A 19,635-nucleotide genomic window follows, 5' to 3' on the forward strand; every position below is an offset into this window, starting at 1 on the left:
CATGAAAATCAAGGATTTATGGTTCTGGCAAAGTCACTAAATTTGAGTTTAGCGGGCTAAATGAAAATTTAGTGAGGAAGTCAGAGCTTGCCCCGCATTTCTGCGGGGTTCATAAAGCGTTGATTTGCAATAGCAACGAGCTCCAAACATGCTCCTAGCGACGATGAATAAAGTAAACATACTATCGGGGCTGTTCCTGCTGCCCATTTTCCTGCTGGCTCAGCAGGCTCAATTTGCAGTCCGCGTAGCTCCAGACCTGCATCAGCAAACGGTGGATGGCCGGCTGCTGATCCTCCTTTCCACCAACCCGGATCAGGAGCCCCGTTTTCAGATCACTGACGATTCAGGTACGCAGCAGGTGTTTGGTATTGATGTGGAAGGCTGGGCGCCCGGCGTTGTACAGCGGGTAGGCCGGGAAGCCTACGGTTATCCGGTAGAAGCCATGCCCTACTACGATGGGGAAGTGGCCTACGGCGACCGCGCTGAGCACTGCTGGAATGGCGACCCGGAGGAGCCGAACCATATTTCCCGGCTGCGTTACCACCGTATGTTTATCCAAAAGTGGGTGGCTGAAGATATGCCAAAGGTTGCGCCGGAGGGTGCGGATTTGGATTCCTGGCGGTATTAAAAAATAGAAATAGGAGACCGGAATTGGGAAGGCGCCCAAATTCCGGTCTCTTCGTTTTTTACTTCGTAAGCATTGCTTTGGCATTTGCCAAAGCTTTGTCCAGCCCAGCGGCATCCTTCCCCCCCGCAGAGGCGAAGAAGGGCTGTCCGCCACCGCCACCCTTGATGGCTTTGGCCAGCTCTCGGATCATATTACCGGCGTGCAGGCCGTGGCTTTCTGTGAGTGCCTTGCTGATGACGATGGTCAGCTGCGGTTTGTCATTGGCCACAGCACCAAAAATAATAAAGGCATGGCCCAGCTCTTCCTCCAATTGGTAGGCCAGCGTTTTAATCGCATTGGCATCGTCTAATGGAAGTTTGGCACTGAGGAAGTTGATCTCGCCAATGGCCTCTACTTTTTCCTTTAGCCCGCCTTTCAGGGCGTTGGCCTGCTCGGCACGCAGTCGTTCTACTTCTTTTTTGAACGCCTTATTCTCGTCCTGTAATGCGGCAACGCTTTTGGCCACATCCTTAGGGCTCTTTAGCAGTTGGCGCACCTCCTGCAGTTCATGCAGCTCCTTCTGTATAAAGGTAGCAGCGTGGTCAGCCGTAACCGCTTCGATACGGCGGATACCTGCCGCTACAGCCCCTTCTGATAAAATTTTGAACAGGCCGATCTCTCCGGTTGCTGCAACGTGGGTGCCCCCGCACAGTTCCCGGGAGAAGTCACGGCTGAAGGTGATGATACGGACGCTCTCGCCGTATTTTTCACCAAAGAGCATCAGTGCACCGGAAGCCTTGGCTTCTTCAATCGGGACTTCACGCTCTTCTTCCAGTTGAATATTGCGCCGGATTTGTGCATTGACGCGGTCCTCTACCTGCTGCACTTCTTCAGCTGTCATGCTTTGAAAGTGGGAAAAGTCGAAGCGCAGGCGCTTGTCATCTACATTCTGCCCTTTCTGCAGGGCATGCTCGCCAATAATTTCGTGCAGGGCAGCGTGCATCAGGTGAACAGCAGAGTGGTTGCTGGAGGTGGCTTGCCGTTTGCCGGCATTCACCTCGGCACGCACCGGAGCTTCCATTTCCTGAGGAAAAGCCTTGACAATATGTATGATCAGTTCATTCTCTTTTTGGGTGTCAATGACCGGCACTTTTTCCTCTCCGAAGAAAAGCAAGCCCGTATCGCCGGTCTGTCCACCACTCTCGGCGTAGAAAGGCGTGCGGTTCAGGACAACCTGAAACTGCTTTTTATTTTTGATATCGACCGTACGGTATTTGAGTACATGTGCGCCCTCTACCGTCAGGTGGTCATAGCCCACAAACGCCACTTCTTCACCATCGCGTACGATGTGCCAGTCGCCTACCTTCTTGTGGGCATCGGCGCGGGCGCGGGCTTTTTGCTCTGCGAGGGCAGCTTTAAAGCCCGCCTCATCTACTTTCAGCCCCCGCTCTTCAGCCATCAGGCGGGTGAGGTCAATGGGGAAGCCGTAGGTGTCGTAAAGGCTAAAGGCGTCTTCGCCCTGAATGACGCCGTCCTTCGCCTCAATACTTTCAAAGCGGCTGATGCCTTTGTCCAGAGTGTTGAGGAAGGTCTTTTCCTCCGCCTCAATGATTTTGGCGATTTGCTCCTTTTGGGCTTTTAGTTCCGGGAAGAAGGTGCCCATTTCCTCTACCATTACTGGCAGCAGGCGGTAGATGAGGGGCGCATTCACATCGAGAAAGGAATAATAGTAACGCACGGCACGGCGAAGGATGCGGCGGATCACGTATCCCGCCCCGGTATTACTCGGTAGCTGCCCATCGGCGATGGTAAAGGCCACGGCACGGAGGTGGTCGGCCACGACCCGCATAGCCATATCTGATTGTGCGTCGGGTGCGAAACGGCCGCCGTATTTTTTGCCCGTTAGTGCTTCGATCTTGTTGATGATCGGGGTGAAGACATCCGTGTCGTAGGTGACGGTTTTGCCCTGTAGTACCATGCAGAGGCGCTCGAAGCCCATGCCCGTATCCACATGAGCGTGCTTAAGCTTCTCCAGGGAGCTGTCGGCTTTACGGTTGAATTGAATGAAGACGTTGTTCCAGATCTCGACAACCTCAGGATGGTCCATGTTGACAAGCTCCCGGCCCGGCTTTTCTGCCTTGCGGTCGTCGCTGCGCAGGTCGATATGGATTTCAGAGCAGGGGCCACAGGGGCCGGTATCGCCCATTTCCCAGAAATTGTCTTTTTTGTTGCCGTAGAGGATGTGCTCTTCCGGCAGGTATTCCATCCAGAACGCCTTGGCTTCTTCATCAGCAGGCAAGCCTTCTTCCTCATCGCCACCAAAGACAGTAGCGTAGAGATTTTCCTTCGGAATTTTATAGACCTCCGTGAGCAGCTCCCAGGACCAGGCGATGGCTTCCTTTTTGAAATAGTCGCCGAAGGACCAGTTGCCCAGCATTTCGAACATCGTATGATGGGTACCGTCCCGGCCCACATCCTCCAGGTCGTTGTGCTTGCCGGAGACCCGCATACACTTTTGGGTGTCCGCTATCCGGGGTACTTCAGGCGTTTGGTTGCCCAGGAAGTAATCCTTGAACTGATTCATCCCCGCGTTGGTAAACATCAGGGTGGGGTCATCCTTGCTGACGATAGGTGCGGAAGGGACGATTTTGTGCGCTTTGGAGCGGAAAAAATCCAAAAAGGCTTGTCTGATCTCTTGTGCGGTCATGTATAGCTTGCTTTAGAAGGGACGAAGATAGCAGTAAGTACGCAGTTTTGGAAGGCTCTCCTTACCTATTTATTTCGGGCAAAGGAAATGTTAAATTTTATTAAAAATGAATGACTTCCTAACTTGAATGCGCATATTTGCATTACGGCAAAGCCGGATCCTACCCATGAACAGGATAAAAATCCTTTAAATACCCAATTTGCAACATAAGTTCAACCCCTGTTTGCCTTTAAAAACATGCCTTTGAGCATGAATTAATGTTCATCATTTTGATGATAACCAGCCCGGGGGTTCGTGATTTGATTACAAAAAGCGCAAAAGTAGAGCCCTATATTTTGTAATGCCGAAAGCGGCAGTTACATTTGGCGCTGCCCGGCAGGAAACTGTCAGGTACTGAGAACGAACACAAGCTACGTAAAGCCACTTTAGGAGGGAACACTAGGTGTGCTTGCGGGGGGAACCTAAATTTCAGCGACTATTTACTCAAAGCCGTGCCACTGCGCACGACATTTTGAAGACTGACATTTGGTTTCATTTGGCTAAGACATAACACGCATGGGAAAAGAAAAATTTGTTTACAACACTCAGACGCTCCGGTACGAAAAGGTAGAGGAGTCGACTACTCAGAAAGTGTTGAGATGGCTTGGGTTTACTTGTGCAGTCGTTGTTGCTGCATTTTTCCTCAAAGTAGCCGCAGATAAGTGGCTTCCGTCCCCGCAAGAGCGGGCGCTCCATCAGGAGATTAAATTTATGGAGGAAAACTACAAGGAACTTCAGGAAGAATTGGGACAACTACGCAGTGTCCTTAATAGTGTACAAGAGCGCGATGCCTATGCCCACCGGATGGTGTTCGGCATGGATCCTATCGATCAGGGCGTTTGGGAAGGTGGTGTCGGAGGGCACGACAAGTACGAAGCCCTTCGTCAGTTTACCACCAGCGACCTGATGGTAGAAGTATCCCAAAGTGTGGATCAGCTTAAGCGACAGCTTGACTTGCAGTCCCATTCTTTGGATACCATCATCAGTATGGCCAAGAAGAAAGAGGACATGCTGGCGCATATACCGTCTATCAAGCCAGTCCGCTCTGACAAGCTGAAGCGAAAAGTAGGCCTGCTCTCCGGTTTCGGCCGCCGTATCCACCCGATCTATAAGATTCCGAAGATGCATTATGGCATCGACTTTACCGCTCCCCGGGGTACGCCTATTCAGGCTACCGGCGCAGGCAAAGTCATTAAGGCTGGCCGTGGCACAGGCTATGGCAACCGGGTGATTATCGATCATGGTTATGGCTATCAGACACTCTATGCGCACATGAAACGCATCGATGTGAAAGAGGGCGATACCGTCGTCCGCGGTGACCAAATTGGACTGGTCGGTAATACCGGCGCTTCTACTGCGCCCCACTGTCACTACGAAGTAACGGTAAACGGTGAAAAGGTCAACCCCATCCACTACTGCATGGACGGGCTGAGCCCCGAGGAGTATCAGGAATTGGTACGTGCGGCAGAAATGCCCAACCAATCATTTGATTAAAATTCAGAAAACATATTTTAATGGCACTATTATCAGGCCGCAAAAAAGGCTTCCTTCCAGGAGGTCTTTTTTGCTTTGCACCCCAACAGTTTATTGGTGCGCTCGCCCTGCTGTTTTTGAGCAGCTGTCAGGCAGAAGCGAATACCTATGCCCAATCCATAGCCGCCCGTGCGCAGGTGGTTAAAGATACGATCCCCGCTGATACCACTTCAGTGGCACCGGAGCCCGAAGCGCCAACCACCTATACCATCATCGGGGTAGGGGATATGATGCTGGGCACCAACTACCCTTCAGCTTCCTACCTGCCTCCAAAGGGCGGTACCACGATGCTGGCAGAGATGGAAAACCTGCTGAGGGGAGCGGATGTAACCTTTGGCAATCTGGAAGGTACGATACTGGACGAAGGCGGCACCGCCAAGCGTTGCAACAATCCGAAAGCCTGTTATGTGTTCCGGTCTCCGGAAAGCTACGCGAAGCACTTTCAAAAAGCCGGTTTCGACTTCCTTAGTATTGCCAATAATCATTCCGGTGACTTCGGTCTGGCAGGCCGTAAGCGCACCAAGGCCGTATTGGACGAGGCAGGGATTGCCTATGCCGGTCTTGCGGGGTCGGATGAATATGCCATCATTGAGCGCAACGGGCTTAAGGTCGGCATGGTGGCTTTTGCCCCAAACTCCGGGACGGTCAGCATTCACAACTATACCAAAGCCCGGGAGCTGGTCCAAAAACTGGAAGCAGAATGTGACGTCGTCATCGTTTCCTTCCACGGTGGGGCAGAAGGGGCCAAGCATCAGCGTGTGCCACGTACCCGCGAAACCTACTACGGTGAAAACCGGGGCAATGTGTACGAATTTGCCCACGCCATGGTAGATGCCGGTGCTGATATCATCTTTGGGCATGGCCCGCACGTCACCCGGGCAATGGAGTTGTACCAAGACCGGCTCATCTGTTACAGCCTTGGCAATTTCTGTACCTACGGCCGCTTCAACCTGAGCGGAGAGGCAGGCATCGCGCCCCTGGTGAAGGTGGAAGTGGATGCTGACGGGCAATTCGTGGGTGGTACAGTTGTGCCGGTGTACCAGAGCTATAACCACGGCCCCAAGGCGGATCCGCAAAAGCGGGCCATCAAAACCCTGCTGCGCCTCAATGTATCCGATTTTCCGGAATCTCCATTGATTTTGGACGAAGATGGCACACTGAGCAAACGACAATAACCCCCTGTTAATGAACACCCTGACCCTGGCAGATGGAACACGCCTGGCCTATGAGTGGCAGCCGGAAGGGCAGGGCACGCCACTGGTTTTCCTCAACGGCATACTGATGAACCTTCGTTCCTGGAAGGGGCAGTCGGGCCCGTTGTCGAAAGTATACCCCTGCCTGACGCATGACTTCCGCGGGCAGCTTTACAGCAGCAAAGGCTTTCCGGAACATTGGCAGATGGCGGGGCACGTGGCTGATTTAAAAGGCTTACTGGACGGATTGGGCATTGAACAGTGCCACCTGATTGGTACTTCCTACGGGGGAGAAGTCGGCCTGCTTTTTGCGCAAGCAGCCCCGGAGCGCGTAAAATCGCTTTCAGTCATAGCTTCTGTCCCCTGGTCGGATGCGCTGTTGAAGCGGCAGGTACAGCTTTGGCGGGACCTTGCCGGCGTAGATCGGGGCTTGTTGTATGAAGCCGTTGCCACCTGTTCTTATTCCGGTGCCTTCCTTGATCGAACGGGCACTTTTTTTGACAGCCGCCGGGAAGCCTTCGCGCAGTTGCCAGACGATTTCTTTACCGGCTTCGAACGGTTGTGCGATGCCTTCCTGACCTTTGGTATGTCTCCGGAAGCCCTGGCATCGATTCATTGTCCGGTACTACTGATGGCAGCAGAGGAGGATGTGCTCAAAACGCCCGCCTATAGCCGGGCAATGCAGCAGCATATACCCAAAGCACAGTACCAAGAAATACCCAAAGCCGGCCATGCGGTAGTCATTGAACAGCCCAAAGTAGTAACCCGATATTTGCGGGCATTTGTCGAAAAGCATGGATAGATTTGCAGGGAATTGTTAGCTTTAGGGTTCCTGCAGGATACATTTCAACCCCGTTGCCATGTCCAAGCGATACTGCCCGAACTGTTACTACCCACTATCCGAATACGGAGAGTACTGTGGTCATTGCAGTCAGAAGTATACCGATGGCAAGGTGACTTTTTGGGTGTTGATCCGCGATTTTTTTGAGTCTGTACTCAATATCGATTCTAAAATCTTTACGACGCTGGGCACGCTGTTTATTCCGGGGAAGCTTACCAAAGCCTACTTCCGGGGGCAGCAGAAGCGCTATGTGCCTCCGATGCGACTGTTTTTTATAATGGCGGTGATCCACTTTGCGGTACTGGGCTTTATTGTCTCTGAACAGCTGGAAGCTGGTATGGATGAGCTGGTTGATGGGACCCGGTATGAGGCACACTACAGTGATTTCCGGACTGATCTGGACACCGTCCGGGCAGAGGTGGAAGCAAAATTCGACGAGGTGCCCCAACTTTCGGCAGCCCTCGATACGCTTGAAGCCAGGTTGGAGGACCCCAGGCAGGACAGCTTTAATTTGGTATACTTGGTCAGTAGGTCCTTTGGCGAAGTAGAGTCTACGGAACTGGCGGTCACCAAGCGCGATCTGATTGAGATGCCTTTGGACAGCCTGCCCGCCGCTTACGGGGTGGAAGGCTTCTGGCACAGTCTGCAGGTGCGGCAAATCGCCAAGCTCAACCGGGAAGGGGGCAACTTTACCCGTTTTGCACTCAGTAAATTGATCTGGATGGTTGTGCTATTGATGCCGGCACTGGCGCTGGTGCTCAAGCTGCTCTATATCCGGCGCAACCGCTATTACGTTGAGCACCTGGTCTTTAGTTTTCACTACCACGCCTTTACTTTCCTTATGGTTACCCTGTTAATGCTTGGGTTTTATTGGTTTCCGGACAGGTTGGATGCTGGGGGAATCGTTATCTCGCTGGGGTTTTTGGCCATTTTGTTCTACTTGTATAAGTCGATGCGGCGATTCTACGAACAGGGCCGGCTCAAGACGTTTATCAAGTTTTGCATCATCAATTTTGCTTATCTAACCCTGTTTTCGCTCTTTTTGATCTTCACTATGGTCGTGACCACTTTGACGTTCTGAGCTTACCGTTGTACTTTTACGACCAAGTCAATCTTTAGCCTATGCCCTACGATCAGTACGAGACCGTCATCGGTCTGGAAGTCCACGTTCAGTTAGCCACTCAAAGCAAGGCGTTTTGTGGTGATGCCACTGCCTTTGGTGCCCCGCCCAATACGCACATCAGCCCGTTGTCAATGGGGCACCCCGGCACCCTGCCCCGACTGAATCAAAAGCAGGTGGAATACGCCATCAAGCTGGGGTTGGCGCTGGGTTCTAAGATCAATATGGTCAATGCCTTTGACCGCAAGAATTACTTTTATGCCGATTTGCCGAAAGGCTATCAGATCACGCAGGACCGCAAGCCGATCTGCATTGGCGGGCAGTTGAAGATAACAACGGAATCGGGGGAGAAGGCCATCCGTATCCACCATATACATATGGAGGAAGACGCCGGGAAGTCTATTCATGAGACCTCCGGGCCCTATTCGCAGATTGACCTCAACCGGGCAGGTGTACCGTTGCTGGAGGTGGTTTCAGAGCCGGATTTACGCTCAGCGGAGGAAGTCGATGCCTTTATGAGTGGCATGCGGCAACTCGTGCGCTACCTGGGGGTTTCGGATGGCAATATGGAGCAGGGCTCTCTGCGCTGTGATGTGAATGTTTCGGTACGGCCAAAAGGGCAGCAAGCCTTTGGGGAGCGTTGTGAGATCAAGAACCTCAACTCCATGCGCTACGCCCGGCGGGCGATCCGGTACGAAGTGAAGCGGCAGATCGATTGGATTGAAAGTGGAGGCGAGGTACGGCAGCAAACGCTGAACTTTGACCCGGAAACCGGACGGACCTCTCCGCTGCGCGATAAGGAAGATGCGCACGATTACCGGTATTTTCCTGAGCCCGACCTGCCACCTTTAGTGATCAGTGCCGACGATTTGCGGCGTTATCATCAGGAGCTGCCTGCCCTGCCCTGGCAACTGCGCGAGCGTTTGGCGGAGGAGTACGACCTGCCTGCCTACGATGTGAACCTGCTGACGGAAGAGCAGGAAGCCGCGCTGTTTTACCTGGAGTTGGTTCAGCACACGGAGCTATACAAAGCGGCGGCCAATCTGATGATCAATAAGGTGTTGCCTCACTGTAACGAGGCCTCAATATCTTTGTCTGCTTTTCCGGTTGGGGCCGATCAGCTGGCACGCTTACTGGCATTGATAGAAACCGGCAAGGTATCCAACACCGCAGCTTACCAACAGCTATTTCCGGCTATGCTGAATGCACCGGATAAAAAGCCGCTTGAGCTGGCTCAAAGCCTCAACCTCATTCAAACCTCTGATGCCGGTGCGCTCGAAAGCATCATAGATCAGGTGATTGCCGATAACCCTGAAGAGACTACCCGTTACCAAAAAGGCAAAAAAAACCTGATCGGCTTTTTTATGGGCGAAGTGATGAAAGCCTCCCGGGGGAAAGCCGACCCCAAGCTGACCAATCAGTTGCTCCGGGAAAAGTTAGCGAAGTAGGGCTTTTTTCTTATCTTGATAGCGCGACCAGAGCAAAAAGGTGAATATGAAAAAGCTGCCCATTTTTGATGATCCGGACAACCTAAAGCGCTACTACTCCATCGGTGAAGTGGCAGAGCTGTTTGAAGTGACCAAATCTTTGATCCGGTTTTGGGAAGGGGAGTTTGACTTTCTGAAGCCTCACAAAAACAGTAAGGGTGAGCGGCGGTTCACGCCCCAGAATCTGGAGCAGCTGCAGTTGATTTACGAGCTGGTTAAGGAGCGGGGCTTCACCATTGACGGGGCGCGGCAGGAGATCAAGCGGCACCTGAAATGGGAGGAAGAAAAGGCAGAGGCCCTCAAGCGCCTGAAGCGGGTCAGGAAAGGGCTTAAGGAACTCCTGAATACCTTACCGGAAGCATAGCTCCGCACGAAACAATCAAACAAAAAACATATGGCATCAACGACCACACCCAGCCCGGCGACTAAGGGCGGCTCCAAACCCCACCTCACCTTCTGGCAAATCTGGAACATGAGCTTTGGCTTTCTCGGCATTCAGTTTGGCTTTGCCTTGCAGAATGCGAACACGAGCCGCATTTTTGAAACCCTTGGCGCCGATGTGGAGCAAATCCCCATCCTCTGGATTGCAGCACCGCTGACCGGGCTGTTGGTGCAGCCAATTGTAGGCTACCTGAGCGACCGGACCTGGCATCCGAAGTTGGGGCGCCGCCGGCCCTACTTTTTGGTGGGGGCGATTCTGGCTTCCATTGCCCTGTGCTTTATGCCCAATTCGCCCACGCTATGGGTGGCTGCCGGCATGCTGTGGATCATGGATGCCTCCATCAACATCAGCATGGAGCCATTCCGGGCCTTTGTGGGCGACAACCTCCCCTCGGAGCAGCGCACCACCGGCTTTGCCATGCAGAGTTTTTTCATTGGCACTGGTGCGGTGATTGCCTCAATGCTGCCCTGGGTGCTGACCAACTGGTTTGGCGTGAGCAATATTGCCGGAGAAGGGGAGATTTCGGATTCGGTAAAGTGGTCGTTCTACCTGGGCGCGTTGGTTTTTATGCTCGCTGTACTTTGGACGGTAGTCCGCTCCCACGAGTACCCGCCGGAGCAGTTGCAAAAGTTTGAGGATACGGGGGAAGACGAAGTGCCCATCGAGGAACTCTCCACAGGCGAGGTTCAGCAAAGAGGGGGTACAATGAACCGGGTGGGCGGAATCGCAGCGGGGCTGGGGATAGCGGCCGTCGTGGGCCTCACACAGGCGCAGCTGAACAAGGAATTGTATGTTTTGGCGGCTATGCTTATTGTGGTAGGCTTACTTTGGCTTACCGCCGGGCGATTGATGAAAAGCGGCCGTTACCAAAATGGCTTTGTGACCATTATGAGTGACCTGCTTCGGATGCCAGCTACTATGAAACAACTGGCTGTAGTGCAGTTCTTCTCCTGGTTCGCGTTGTTTTCCATGTGGATTTACACGACCTCTGCCGTGACGCACCACATTTACGGAGCCACGGATGCCACTTCCGTCGCTTATAACGAAGGAGCGGACTGGGTGAGCCTCTTGTTTGCGGTCTACAACGGTATTGCTGCCATCGTTGCTTTTAGCTTGCCCTGGCTGGCCAAACGGACAAGCCGGCGCTTCACGCATATGGTTTGTCTGGTGATTGGTGGCCTCAGCCTCATTTCCATCTACTTCCTGAACAACCCGGACCTGCTCTTGCTGCCGATGATTGGCATAGGTATTGCCTGGGCGAGTATTCTGTCGATGCCGTACGCGATGCTGGCCGGTGCTCTGCCGGCCGACAAGATGGGCTACTACATGGGAGTGTTCAACTTCTTTATTGTCATCCCGCAGATTGTGGCAGCGACCATCCTGGGCTTTATTGTCGGGTTCTTCTTCGATGGGCTGGCGGTTTATGCGCTGATGGTGGGTGGTGGGAGTATGATACTGGCGGGGCTGTTGTCGCTGAGGGTGGAGGATGAGGAGTAAGCCTACGAAAATGGAGTACCTTAATATTTCCTATGTCGGCAGTATTTAAACTACCTGATTAGTTTACTTTTGTTGCCTGAAGAAACATACTTCCCAATGCCCTATGAGTTATCAAAGAAGCACAAGGCCCGTTTTTTTTTCCCGTTCTGTTATGGGGGGGGCATCCTAATGTGCTCATCCGGTATTCAGGGTGGCAGGAGGGCTTTCGTTTTTCTCATTCGGAGAGCTTTTGCCGTGCTTTTTTCTCTTTTTCTCTTTTTTTCATCGCTTTTCGCACAAAAGCATCTTTTTGACGCCCAACTCATTACTGTCGAAGAAGGCCTGGCTAACCTTTATACCACGGCCGTATTCAAAGACAGCCGGGGATTTATCTGGATTGGGACGCGCTATGGCCTGAACCGGTATGATGGGGATTCATTTAAGCTGTATTCGAAGGAAAATGGTGCGCTAAACAGTAGCCAGAACATTCTAAAGATCAGCGAAGACGCTGAAGGGAACTTATGGCTCTTTTACAAGAATCAATACTCTCCTACTGCCTATGGCGATATTCCGGACGGCAAGGCAATTGAAAATCTGGATATTTTTAACCCCCGTACCGGGCGGGCGACGCCCTTCGATGCGTACTTTGAAGGCAAAGCCCCAGTCAAATCCGCCGAGGTAATTTTGCCGAAATCCATTATCCCGGGAGCGCTTCCATGCATCAGTACCAATAAGGGCGAGGTCTATTTGTATGACGGCGCATTCAAAAAGATATTTGAGAGGGAAGGCGTCCTGGTAAGTTATATCATCAGAGACAGCAGCGGCGATACCTGGATCGGGTGGTGGGAAAGCCTGGCCCGCATAGACTCGTTGGGAACAATAAAGGAGGAAATAAATTTGCCCGGCCGGATTTGTGGTATTTATCCCGGACCGGATGGGATGATATGGTTAGCAACTCTACAGGGCAATGACTATTTAAATTTCTGGAGTAAGGCCGACAAGGAGAACCCGATCCCTTTTTTCCTTACCCGGGACGGGCGCCCGGTTGAAGTAGCGTTGGCCGGTAGTTTTTTTTTCTACCGCACGCAAAAAGGATATTGGTATGTGCAAATGGGCGAGGAACTAAACGTATTTGATGAGCAGGGAGGCTGGTTGTACGATTTTAATACGCTGATCGGAGATAATTACAGCACGAATTTTGTCAACTATTTTGAAGACGATATTTATATGTGGTTGGCGACCCCTGACGGTTTGCTCAAGACCAGTGTCGCAAGAAACAACTTTCGCCTGATTCACCAAAGAAACTTAGGCACTTCGGATTGCCGGGGCATCACCGAAGATCCGGCGGGTAATATTTACTTCCTTAATAAAGCCTTATACCGCTGGAATACGCGAACCCAGGCTTGTGAAAAGCTGTCCGATAGTTACGGTGCTTTTGCCTTGGCTTATCAGGACAGCCTATTGTGGGCGGGCGATTATACGACTACCTCCCTGGGGTATGAATTAGATTTGAGAAATAACAAGGAAACATTGTATGAAGTGGCGGACCCGAAGGCGCATCTGGCCTACTCCGTACTAAAAACGAGCCGGCCCGGCTATTGGCTCGCGGGCCTGCACCAGGGACTTGCCTACATCGACCTGAAAAATAAGCAGGTAATTCCGTTCAAGGGTTACGGCCGTTTTGCACAGCTTCAAACCAGTCAAGTCAATCACATCTACAAAAACAATACGGGAATATGGCTGGCGACTAACAACGGCGTCTTTCTGATGAACGAACAGGAAGCCCCCATCCGGCATTTCACTACTGCTTCCGGCGATCTGCCATTCGATTATATTCAGCACATGCACGAAGATCGGGATCAGTACGGCGTTTTCTGGCTGGCTACGCGAGGCGGCGGTGTTATCAGGTGGCGCCCCGCTCCCGGTGCGAAGCAGCTCTCGGAGAGCCGGCAATTTACCACTGCCGAAGGTTTGTCCAACAACTTTACCTATGCCGTTTATGAGGATGATTACGGCAAACTTTGGATACCGAGCGACAAAGGGCTAATGTGGATGGATAAGTACACTTACCAGTTGGGTACTTTTCTGGTGAAGGATGGGTTGCCTCATAACGAATTCAATACGACGGCGCATTACCAGGCTAAGGACGGTACGCTTTACTTTGGCGGCTTGGGCGGCCTGATCGCTTTTCACCCCAGGGTATTTACCGGTGATAGGGAGAATAATACGCCCCTTGAATTTATCGCCTGCTATTTACTGGAAGGCGATGCCGAAAACATGACGGACAAAACCGAATTGCTTCAACAGACAGACGTTATTACGATCCGCCCCAGCGATAAATTCCTGGAACTACACTTCATGCTGTTGGATTACGACGACTCCAAACGGCATCGTTATAGCTATCAAATAGAAGGCTACAGCGATAACTGGAGAATCATCAATGAGAATTTTCTTCGCATCACCAAGCTGCCCTACGGAAATTATACGCTGAGGGTCAGAGGAAAGAATCCCAGCGACGGATGGTCAAATCGGATGCTGTCATTGAAGATAAAAGTGTTAAAGCCTTTCTATTTGCAGTGGTGGTTCACCGCCTTGGTGATAACCGGCATAATAGGCGCCACGCTGGCCGCTGTACAGTGGCGGATCCTCAAACTCAAAGAAGACCGGGAGCGACTGGAAGCTGAAGTGCAAAAACGGACCCGCCAAATAGAAAAAGACAAACGGGTCATTACCTCGCAAGCCGAAGCGCTGCAAGAACTAGACAAAGCCAAAACTCGTTTTTTTTCTAATATCACCCATGAATTTCGTACTCCTCTGACCCTTATCATCGGGCCGCTGGAGCAAATACTCTCCGAACAGCCGCCGCCAACCATCCTGCGCAGAAGGGTTCAAGGAGTTTTGAAAAATACCCGGCATATCCTCGAACTGGTCAATCAGATGCTCGACCTGTCCAAAATTGAAAGTAAGCGGATGCAGGTGGAAGCGACTCGAGGAGACATTATTGCTTATACCCAAGAGTTGGCGATGCGCTTTCAGCCCCTGGTTGAGAAAAAGGAGTTGAAGCTGTATTTTGTGGCCGGCCAGGACCGTTGGGAGACGAATTTCGACCAGGACAAATGGGATAAAACCGTTTATAATCTGCTATCCAACGCCATTAAGTTTACGCCACCGGGCAACGACATACAGCTGGCCGTGAGCAAGTCCTGTAAAGACAAGCAGGAATTTATCCGCCTGGACGTCAAAGATACCGGGATGGGCATTGGAAAGGATCAACTGAGGCATGTTTTCAACCGCTTTTACCAGATAGACGGCTCCGCCACCCGTGCCCAGGGCGGTACGGGCATTGGCCTGGCCCTGGTCAAAGAGCTGGTAGAATTGCAGGGCGGCCAAATAAAAGTGTCGAGCGAACCGGGCAAGGGGACGTTGTTCCAGATCCTGTTGCCTGTTTTAAAGGCGGAAGCAGCTACGCCGCTGGCCAACAGCCCGGCGCCAGAGGCCATATTCGATCCGGAGATCGTGGAAGCAGGGAATGAATCTACCGCAATAGCTCCTGCATTGGAAAAAAGAGAAAAGCAGGAATTGCTCATCATAGAGGATAACGAGGAAATGCGAGAGTATCTTCGCTATTGCATTAGCGAAGATAGATACAACATAAACGAGGCCGCCGATGGAGAAGAGGGAATCGAAAAAGCCCAGTCCCTGATCCCCGACCTGATCATATCGGATGTGATGATGCCGAAAAAGGACGGCTTTGCCGTTACCCAGGCCATCCGCAGCAACCTCAGCACCTCCCACATCCCCCTCATCCTCCTGACCGCCCGGGCCTCCCTGGAAAGCCGCCTGAAAGGCCTGCAACGCGGGGCCGACGCTTACCTCACCAAACCCTTCAGCCCGCAGGAGTTGGCGCTTCGCATTCAAAAACTCATCGAAATTCGCCGTTTGCTGCAGCAGCGGTATCAGGATGGGGCTATTTCCACAACTGACGACACCTACCGGCAGGAGGACGAGTTCATCGTCAACCTCCGGGAATACATCCTCGAACACATTGACGAATCCAACCTCAGCGGCGACCGCATCGGCCGGCACTTCGGCATGAGCCGCACCCACCTGCACCGCAAGCTTAAAGCGCTCACCGGGCAACCTATCACGGATTTTGTCCGCTCTATTCGCCTGCAGAAAGCCCTGGAACTGATCCGGGAAGGGGAGCTGAATGTCTCGGAAATCGCCTATCAGGCCGGCTTTTCTTCGCTTAGCCACTTCTCGAGGTCGTTCAAGAAGGCGTATGGGAAGAGCCCTTCGGAGGTGTAGCCCCACTATTCACAGATCAAGAAGGCGCTGGGCATTTAATCAAGGCTGAAACGAGGTGTCAAATCATTGAAACAGGAGGGAAAACCGTTGTGAACCGGGCTCCGCATCTTTGGGTCAATAATGAACTTAAAAACAGTTGACCATGAAAATATTATTCATTAACAGCCGCGGCCACTGGCACAACGGCTGGCTCACCAGCCCGGAAGAATTGCAAATAGCCACCGACGTGTTGCGTAAAGCCGGCATAGAGGTGGAAACCACCGAAGTGGAAAGCGTTCCTCAACTGGAAAAAGTACTGGATGAAATATCACCGGACACCCTTCTGTGGCCCAACGCCTATTATGTCAATGCTGGCGCGGGCAAAGCCGTTTGGTTAAACGATTACATCGAGGAGCGGCAATTGCCGTTTTTGGGCTCCAGCGCCAAAACGCTTCGAACGGTTTTGGAAAAGGACGCCTGCCAGGCCGTACTACGGGAAAATGGGCTGCCTATCCCTTCGTTCAAGGTCATTAGCCGGGAAAATGTTTCGGAAATGGCACAGCTTCTTTCAGAGAGCGATATCGGCTTTCCGCTGGTGCTGAAGCCCACCGCTGAGTCGGGCAGCGTAGGGGTGGCAATGGCAAAAAACATCCCGGATGCCACGGCCCATGCCCGGCAGATCCTGTCGGATTTTCCGCTCAGCAACGTCATCATCGAAGAATTCCTGCCCAGCGACGACATCACCTGCGGTTTTCTGCAACTGGGCAAGGAGGTGATGCTGCTGCCCACGACCTACATCGTCAAAAGCGCAGCCGGCAAAACCAATATTCTCAGCCGGAACGAACGCCTGCGCCCCTGGGACGGGCATGATAAAATAATGCCTTATGTCGCGGATGCCGCCATCCATGATCAACTGAGGGATAGTATGCCAAAGATAGCTGCCGCCCTTGGCATTCGGGGCATCACCCGCGTTGACGGCAGGCTGGATAAGGGCGGGACATTGCGCTTCTTCGACGTCAATGGCCTGCCGGCGCTCTGTTTTCCGGAGGGCCTGATGGTGAAACAATGCTTCACCTGCTTCCCGGGCTACACTCCGATGGAGGCCTTTGAGGGGCTTATCCATACGATTGTCTGCCATGTTCTTTTAACGTATGGCCTGGAGGCGCCGGAAGCAATGCACCGGCACAACCTGTTCACGATGGAAAGCAACATGGTGGTCAAGGGCGAAGCGGCATTGGCCGGGATGCCGCCAGATTATTATGAATGTAAATAATTCAAAATTCCAAAATTCAAGAATACGCCATGAATAGACTGATACAGGAAACATTATCGGCTTTTCAAAACAGAAATCAGCTGAATAGCAAAGAGGGGTTTTACGAAGAAAGAGTCCTTTTCAATGAAATCCTCCTTGAAAATATACGCGGAAACCTGGAGGCATCGGAAACCGACTTATATGAAAAATGCCGGCAAACGATCAACCGTGGGTTGGAACTGGCAAGAGGGCGGGGACTGAAAGCAGGGTTGAAATATTTCAGGAAAATTGAGGTCATTCTAGGTTCGGCCAGAATTTCCTATCAATGCAAACTGCTCATTGCCGCCTTTTACAGTTCCGGCCTGGCGTATCTGAGACTAAAGGAATCCAGGCCAGAAGAAGCAGACGCCTTGAGCCTGCAGGCCCTGGCCATAGACAACTATCTGATTCAGGAGCATGGATATGACATTCTGGAAATGCACCGGGTGCAGCAACTGGTCAACCTGGCCCGGATACAGATGGCCACCGGGCAAAGGGAGGAGGCGTTGCGGTTGTTGTTTCCCCTGATCCGATGCTTTGAAAACCGGGCGGAGTTTCCGGCGCCCTATTTTTTCAATACGGTTGGGCCCTTCAATGAAAAGTATGCTTCTACGCCTGTTGTTCCTGTGGCAATAGGGCCGGACGCGAGCTTCTTGCCAATGGATAAGGTCTATGGAACAGCTGTCGCCAGATTTGGATACAAAACGGATGAAGCAAGCCAAAGCCCAATGGACAGCCGATTCCTGCTTGATTTTTCCGCTTTGTCTTTTAATCTGATCAGAAGAATGCTCGACCAGATCATCGTCGAATTCATCTGGTTCACAAAAGGCTTAGGACATGAAAGGGTCAAAGCTGTTTTAAATGCCAACGGTTATCGCTCTGCTGACGACCTGAAAGGGTTTAAAATTTATGAATCAGCTTATCTGTTTCTGGCAATAAAAATTCATTCTGCTGATGAAGGGCAGGAGGTTTTCTTAGAATTGGTGAAATCATTCTGCGAACTCGCCCCATCCCAGCCTATTTGGAATGCCATCGCCTCGGATTTCTATCGTTTTTGCCTGTCTTCGCAAGAAGTAACAAAGCATGCCAAAGGGCAGGTTGAAAAACTTGTCGCCGCAGTAGCATCTTGATTCACTCCTATTTAAAACTATCCACATGATACCATCAGCCTCCCATAAGCAGGATCATTCGCCTGAAAAACAAACTCATTTAAGCTATCAAAAAAACATCCTCCACACCATCGGCAATACGCCATTGATCAGGATGAACCGGCTCAACGAAGGCCTGCTCCCATTGATGCTGGCCAAAATGGAATTCCTCAACCCCGGCGGCAGCGGCAAAGACCGGATCGGCATCGCTATGGTCGAAGCGGCCGAGCGGCTGGGCCTGCTCCAACCCGGCGGGACGATCATCGAGCCCACATCCGGCAATACCGGCATCGGGCTGGCGCAGGCGGCGGTGGTGAAAGGCTATAAAGTCATTTTCACCATGAACGCTAAAGTCTGCCGGGAGAAGCGCAATATCCTTAAGGCCTATGGCGCGGAGGTCGTCGTCTGCCCCTGCGGCGTCGCCCCCGACGACCCCCGGAGTTATTACAAAGTGGCCGAACGCTTGGTGGAAGAGACGCCCAATGCCTTCAGCCCGAACCAATACGCGAACCTCAACAACCCCCTGGCCCATTATCGCACCACCGGGCCTGAGATCTGGCGGGATACGGCCGGGCAGATCACTCACTTGGTGGTGGGCATGGGTACGGGCGGGACCATAACGGGTACAGCAAAATACCTCAAAGAGCAAAACCCGGATCTCCGCGTGATCGGCATCGACGCCGAAGGCTCCCTTTACCGCCACTTCTACGAGGGCACGGAGGGCAAAGCGCAAGGCTACAAGATCGAAGGCATCGGTCAGGATTTTCTGCCGGATACGATCGACCTCGGCCTGGTTGACGAAGTCATCACGGTTTCTGATAAAGAGGCTTATGGGATGGCGCGGGAAGCGGCCCGGAAGGAAGCCTGGATGGTAGGGTCTTCGGCCGGAGCGGTGATCGCCGGGGCGTTGAAATCCGCCAAAAAGCTGGGCGAAGACGCGGTAGCCGTGCTGCTGTTGCCCGATTCTGGTAAAAATTACCTGAGCACGGTTTTTAACGACGAGTGGATGGAGGAGAATGAGCTGGCATGACTATCCTATACACATTTGCTGAAGGGCAGGCCTGTTAAACTTCCTCAAATACTGCCCCCAGTGCGCAAGCTACCGCTTCGAGTGGGCGAGAGCAACTGGAACTGCTCCTCATTGAAGACAATGCCGAAATGCGGGAATACATTCGTTACTGCATCGGCCCTTCCCGGTACAACATCACCGAAGCCGCCGACGGAGAAGAGGGCATCCAAAAAGCCACAGCCCTGATCCCCGACCTGATCATATCGGATGTGATGATGCCGAAAAAGGACGGCTTTGCCGTTACCCAGGCCATCCGCAGCAACCTCAGCACCTCCCACATCCCTCTTATCCTGCTGACCGCCCGGGCCTCCCTGGAGAGCCGCCTCGAAGGCCTGGGTAACGGCAAAGCCGTCCTTTTTCGGCATCATCACATCCGATATGATCAGGTCGGGGAT

General features: G+C 52.4%; 13 protein-coding genes and 1 pseudogene. 13 read left to right on the plus strand and 1 reads right to left on the minus strand.

What is annotated here, in order from left to right:
* Positions 1 to 445: 445 nt before the first annotated feature.
* A pseudogene (locus RIC19_RS02525) lies at positions 446 to 628 on the plus strand (hypothetical protein); the annotation flags it as partial.
* Between the two features lie 58 nt (positions 629 to 686).
* Here RIC19_RS02525 and alaS read toward each other — a convergent pair.
* Positions 687 to 3,314 (minus strand): alanine--tRNA ligase, encoded by a 2,628-nt coding sequence (gene alaS, locus RIC19_RS02530; RefSeq protein ID WP_350176508.1) that lies wholly within the window; start codon positions 3,312 to 3,314, stop codon positions 687 to 689.
* A gap of 555 nt (positions 3,315 to 3,869) precedes the next feature.
* Here alaS and RIC19_RS02535 point away from each other — a divergent pair.
* From RIC19_RS02535 to RIC19_RS02590, 12 genes are all read left to right on the plus strand, one after another.
* Entirely contained in the window at positions 3,870 to 4,847 is a 978-nt protein-coding gene (locus RIC19_RS02535; protein WP_350176510.1) for a peptidoglycan DD-metalloendopeptidase family protein, read from the plus strand.
* 20 nt (positions 4,848 to 4,867) lie between these two features.
* The gene (locus RIC19_RS02540; RefSeq protein WP_350176512.1) at positions 4,868 to 6,061 is read left to right on the plus strand and encodes a CapA family protein; all 1,194 of its coding nucleotides are present in this window, start codon (positions 4,868 to 4,870) and stop codon (positions 6,059 to 6,061) included.
* Between the two features lie 10 nt (positions 6,062 to 6,071).
* A complete protein-coding gene (locus RIC19_RS02545) occupies positions 6,072 to 6,881 on the plus strand; it encodes an alpha/beta fold hydrolase (protein ID WP_350176514.1) in 810 nt (269 codons plus the stop codon).
* Between the two features lie 58 nt (positions 6,882 to 6,939).
* Positions 6,940 to 8,001, plus strand: a complete 1,062-nt coding sequence (locus RIC19_RS02550) for a DUF3667 domain-containing protein (RefSeq protein ID WP_350176516.1) — start codon at positions 6,940 to 6,942, stop codon at positions 7,999 to 8,001.
* 41 nt (positions 8,002 to 8,042) lie between these two features.
* The gene (gatB, locus tag RIC19_RS02555) at positions 8,043 to 9,488 is read left to right on the plus strand and encodes an Asp-tRNA(Asn)/Glu-tRNA(Gln) amidotransferase subunit GatB (protein WP_350176518.1); all 1,446 of its coding nucleotides are present in this window, start codon (positions 8,043 to 8,045) and stop codon (positions 9,486 to 9,488) included.
* A gap of 46 nt (positions 9,489 to 9,534) precedes the next feature.
* Positions 9,535 to 9,891: a MerR family transcriptional regulator gene (locus tag RIC19_RS02560; protein ID WP_350176520.1), complete on the plus strand. Its 357-nt coding sequence runs from the start codon at positions 9,535 to 9,537 to the stop codon at positions 9,889 to 9,891.
* Positions 9,892 to 9,921: 30 nt separating this feature from the next.
* Positions 9,922 to 11,466: an MFS transporter gene (locus RIC19_RS02565; RefSeq protein WP_350176522.1), complete on the plus strand. Its 1,545-nt coding sequence runs from the start codon at positions 9,922 to 9,924 to the stop codon at positions 11,464 to 11,466.
* A 234-nt stretch (positions 11,467 to 11,700) separates the two neighbouring features.
* Positions 11,701 to 15,753, plus strand: a complete 4,053-nt coding sequence (locus tag RIC19_RS02570; protein WP_350176524.1) for a hybrid sensor histidine kinase/response regulator transcription factor — start codon at positions 11,701 to 11,703, stop codon at positions 15,751 to 15,753.
* A gap of 142 nt (positions 15,754 to 15,895) precedes the next feature.
* Positions 15,896 to 17,005, plus strand: coding sequence for a D-alanine--D-alanine ligase family protein (locus tag RIC19_RS02575; protein WP_350176526.1), 1,110 nt, complete (start codon positions 15,896 to 15,898; stop codon positions 17,003 to 17,005).
* 212 nt (positions 17,006 to 17,217) lie between these two features.
* A complete protein-coding gene (locus tag RIC19_RS02580) occupies positions 17,218 to 18,153 on the plus strand; it encodes a hypothetical protein (RefSeq protein ID WP_350176528.1) in 936 nt (311 codons plus the stop codon).
* Between the two features lie 25 nt (positions 18,154 to 18,178).
* On the plus strand, positions 18,179 to 19,201 hold the full coding sequence (locus RIC19_RS02585) for a PLP-dependent cysteine synthase family protein (protein WP_350176530.1): 1,023 nt from the start codon (positions 18,179 to 18,181) through the stop codon (positions 19,199 to 19,201).
* Between the two features lie 110 nt (positions 19,202 to 19,311).
* On the plus strand, positions 19,312 to 19,635 hold a 324-nt coding region (locus RIC19_RS02590; protein WP_502930817.1), incomplete at its 3' end, for a response regulator.

Source organism: Phaeodactylibacter sp. (assembly GCF_040219495.1).
In the GTDB taxonomy this organism is placed as follows: domain Bacteria; phylum Bacteroidota; class Bacteroidia; order Chitinophagales; family Saprospiraceae; genus Phaeodactylibacter.

Coding starts and splice junctions, on each gene's coding strand:
- alaS (WP_350176508.1), bottom strand. CDS start 3,314: ATGACCGCACAAGAGATCAGACAAGCCTTTTTGGATTTTTTCCGCTCC.
- RIC19_RS02535 (WP_350176510.1), top strand. CDS start 3,870: ATGGGAAAAGAAAAATTTGTTTACAACACTCAGACGCTCCGGTACGAA.
- RIC19_RS02540 (WP_350176512.1), top strand. CDS start 4,868: ATGGCACTATTATCAGGCCGCAAAAAAGGCTTCCTTCCAGGAGGTCTT.
- RIC19_RS02545 (WP_350176514.1), top strand. CDS start 6,072: ATGAACACCCTGACCCTGGCAGATGGAACACGCCTGGCCTATGAGTGG.
- RIC19_RS02550 (WP_350176516.1), top strand. CDS start 6,940: ATGTCCAAGCGATACTGCCCGAACTGTTACTACCCACTATCCGAATAC.
- gatB (WP_350176518.1), top strand. CDS start 8,043: ATGCCCTACGATCAGTACGAGACCGTCATCGGTCTGGAAGTCCACGTT.
- RIC19_RS02560 (WP_350176520.1), top strand. CDS start 9,535: ATGAAAAAGCTGCCCATTTTTGATGATCCGGACAACCTAAAGCGCTAC.
- RIC19_RS02565 (WP_350176522.1), top strand. CDS start 9,922: ATGGCATCAACGACCACACCCAGCCCGGCGACTAAGGGCGGCTCCAAA.
- RIC19_RS02575 (WP_350176526.1), top strand. CDS start 15,896: ATGAAAATATTATTCATTAACAGCCGCGGCCACTGGCACAACGGCTGG.
- RIC19_RS02585 (WP_350176530.1), top strand. CDS start 18,179: ATGATACCATCAGCCTCCCATAAGCAGGATCATTCGCCTGAAAAACAA.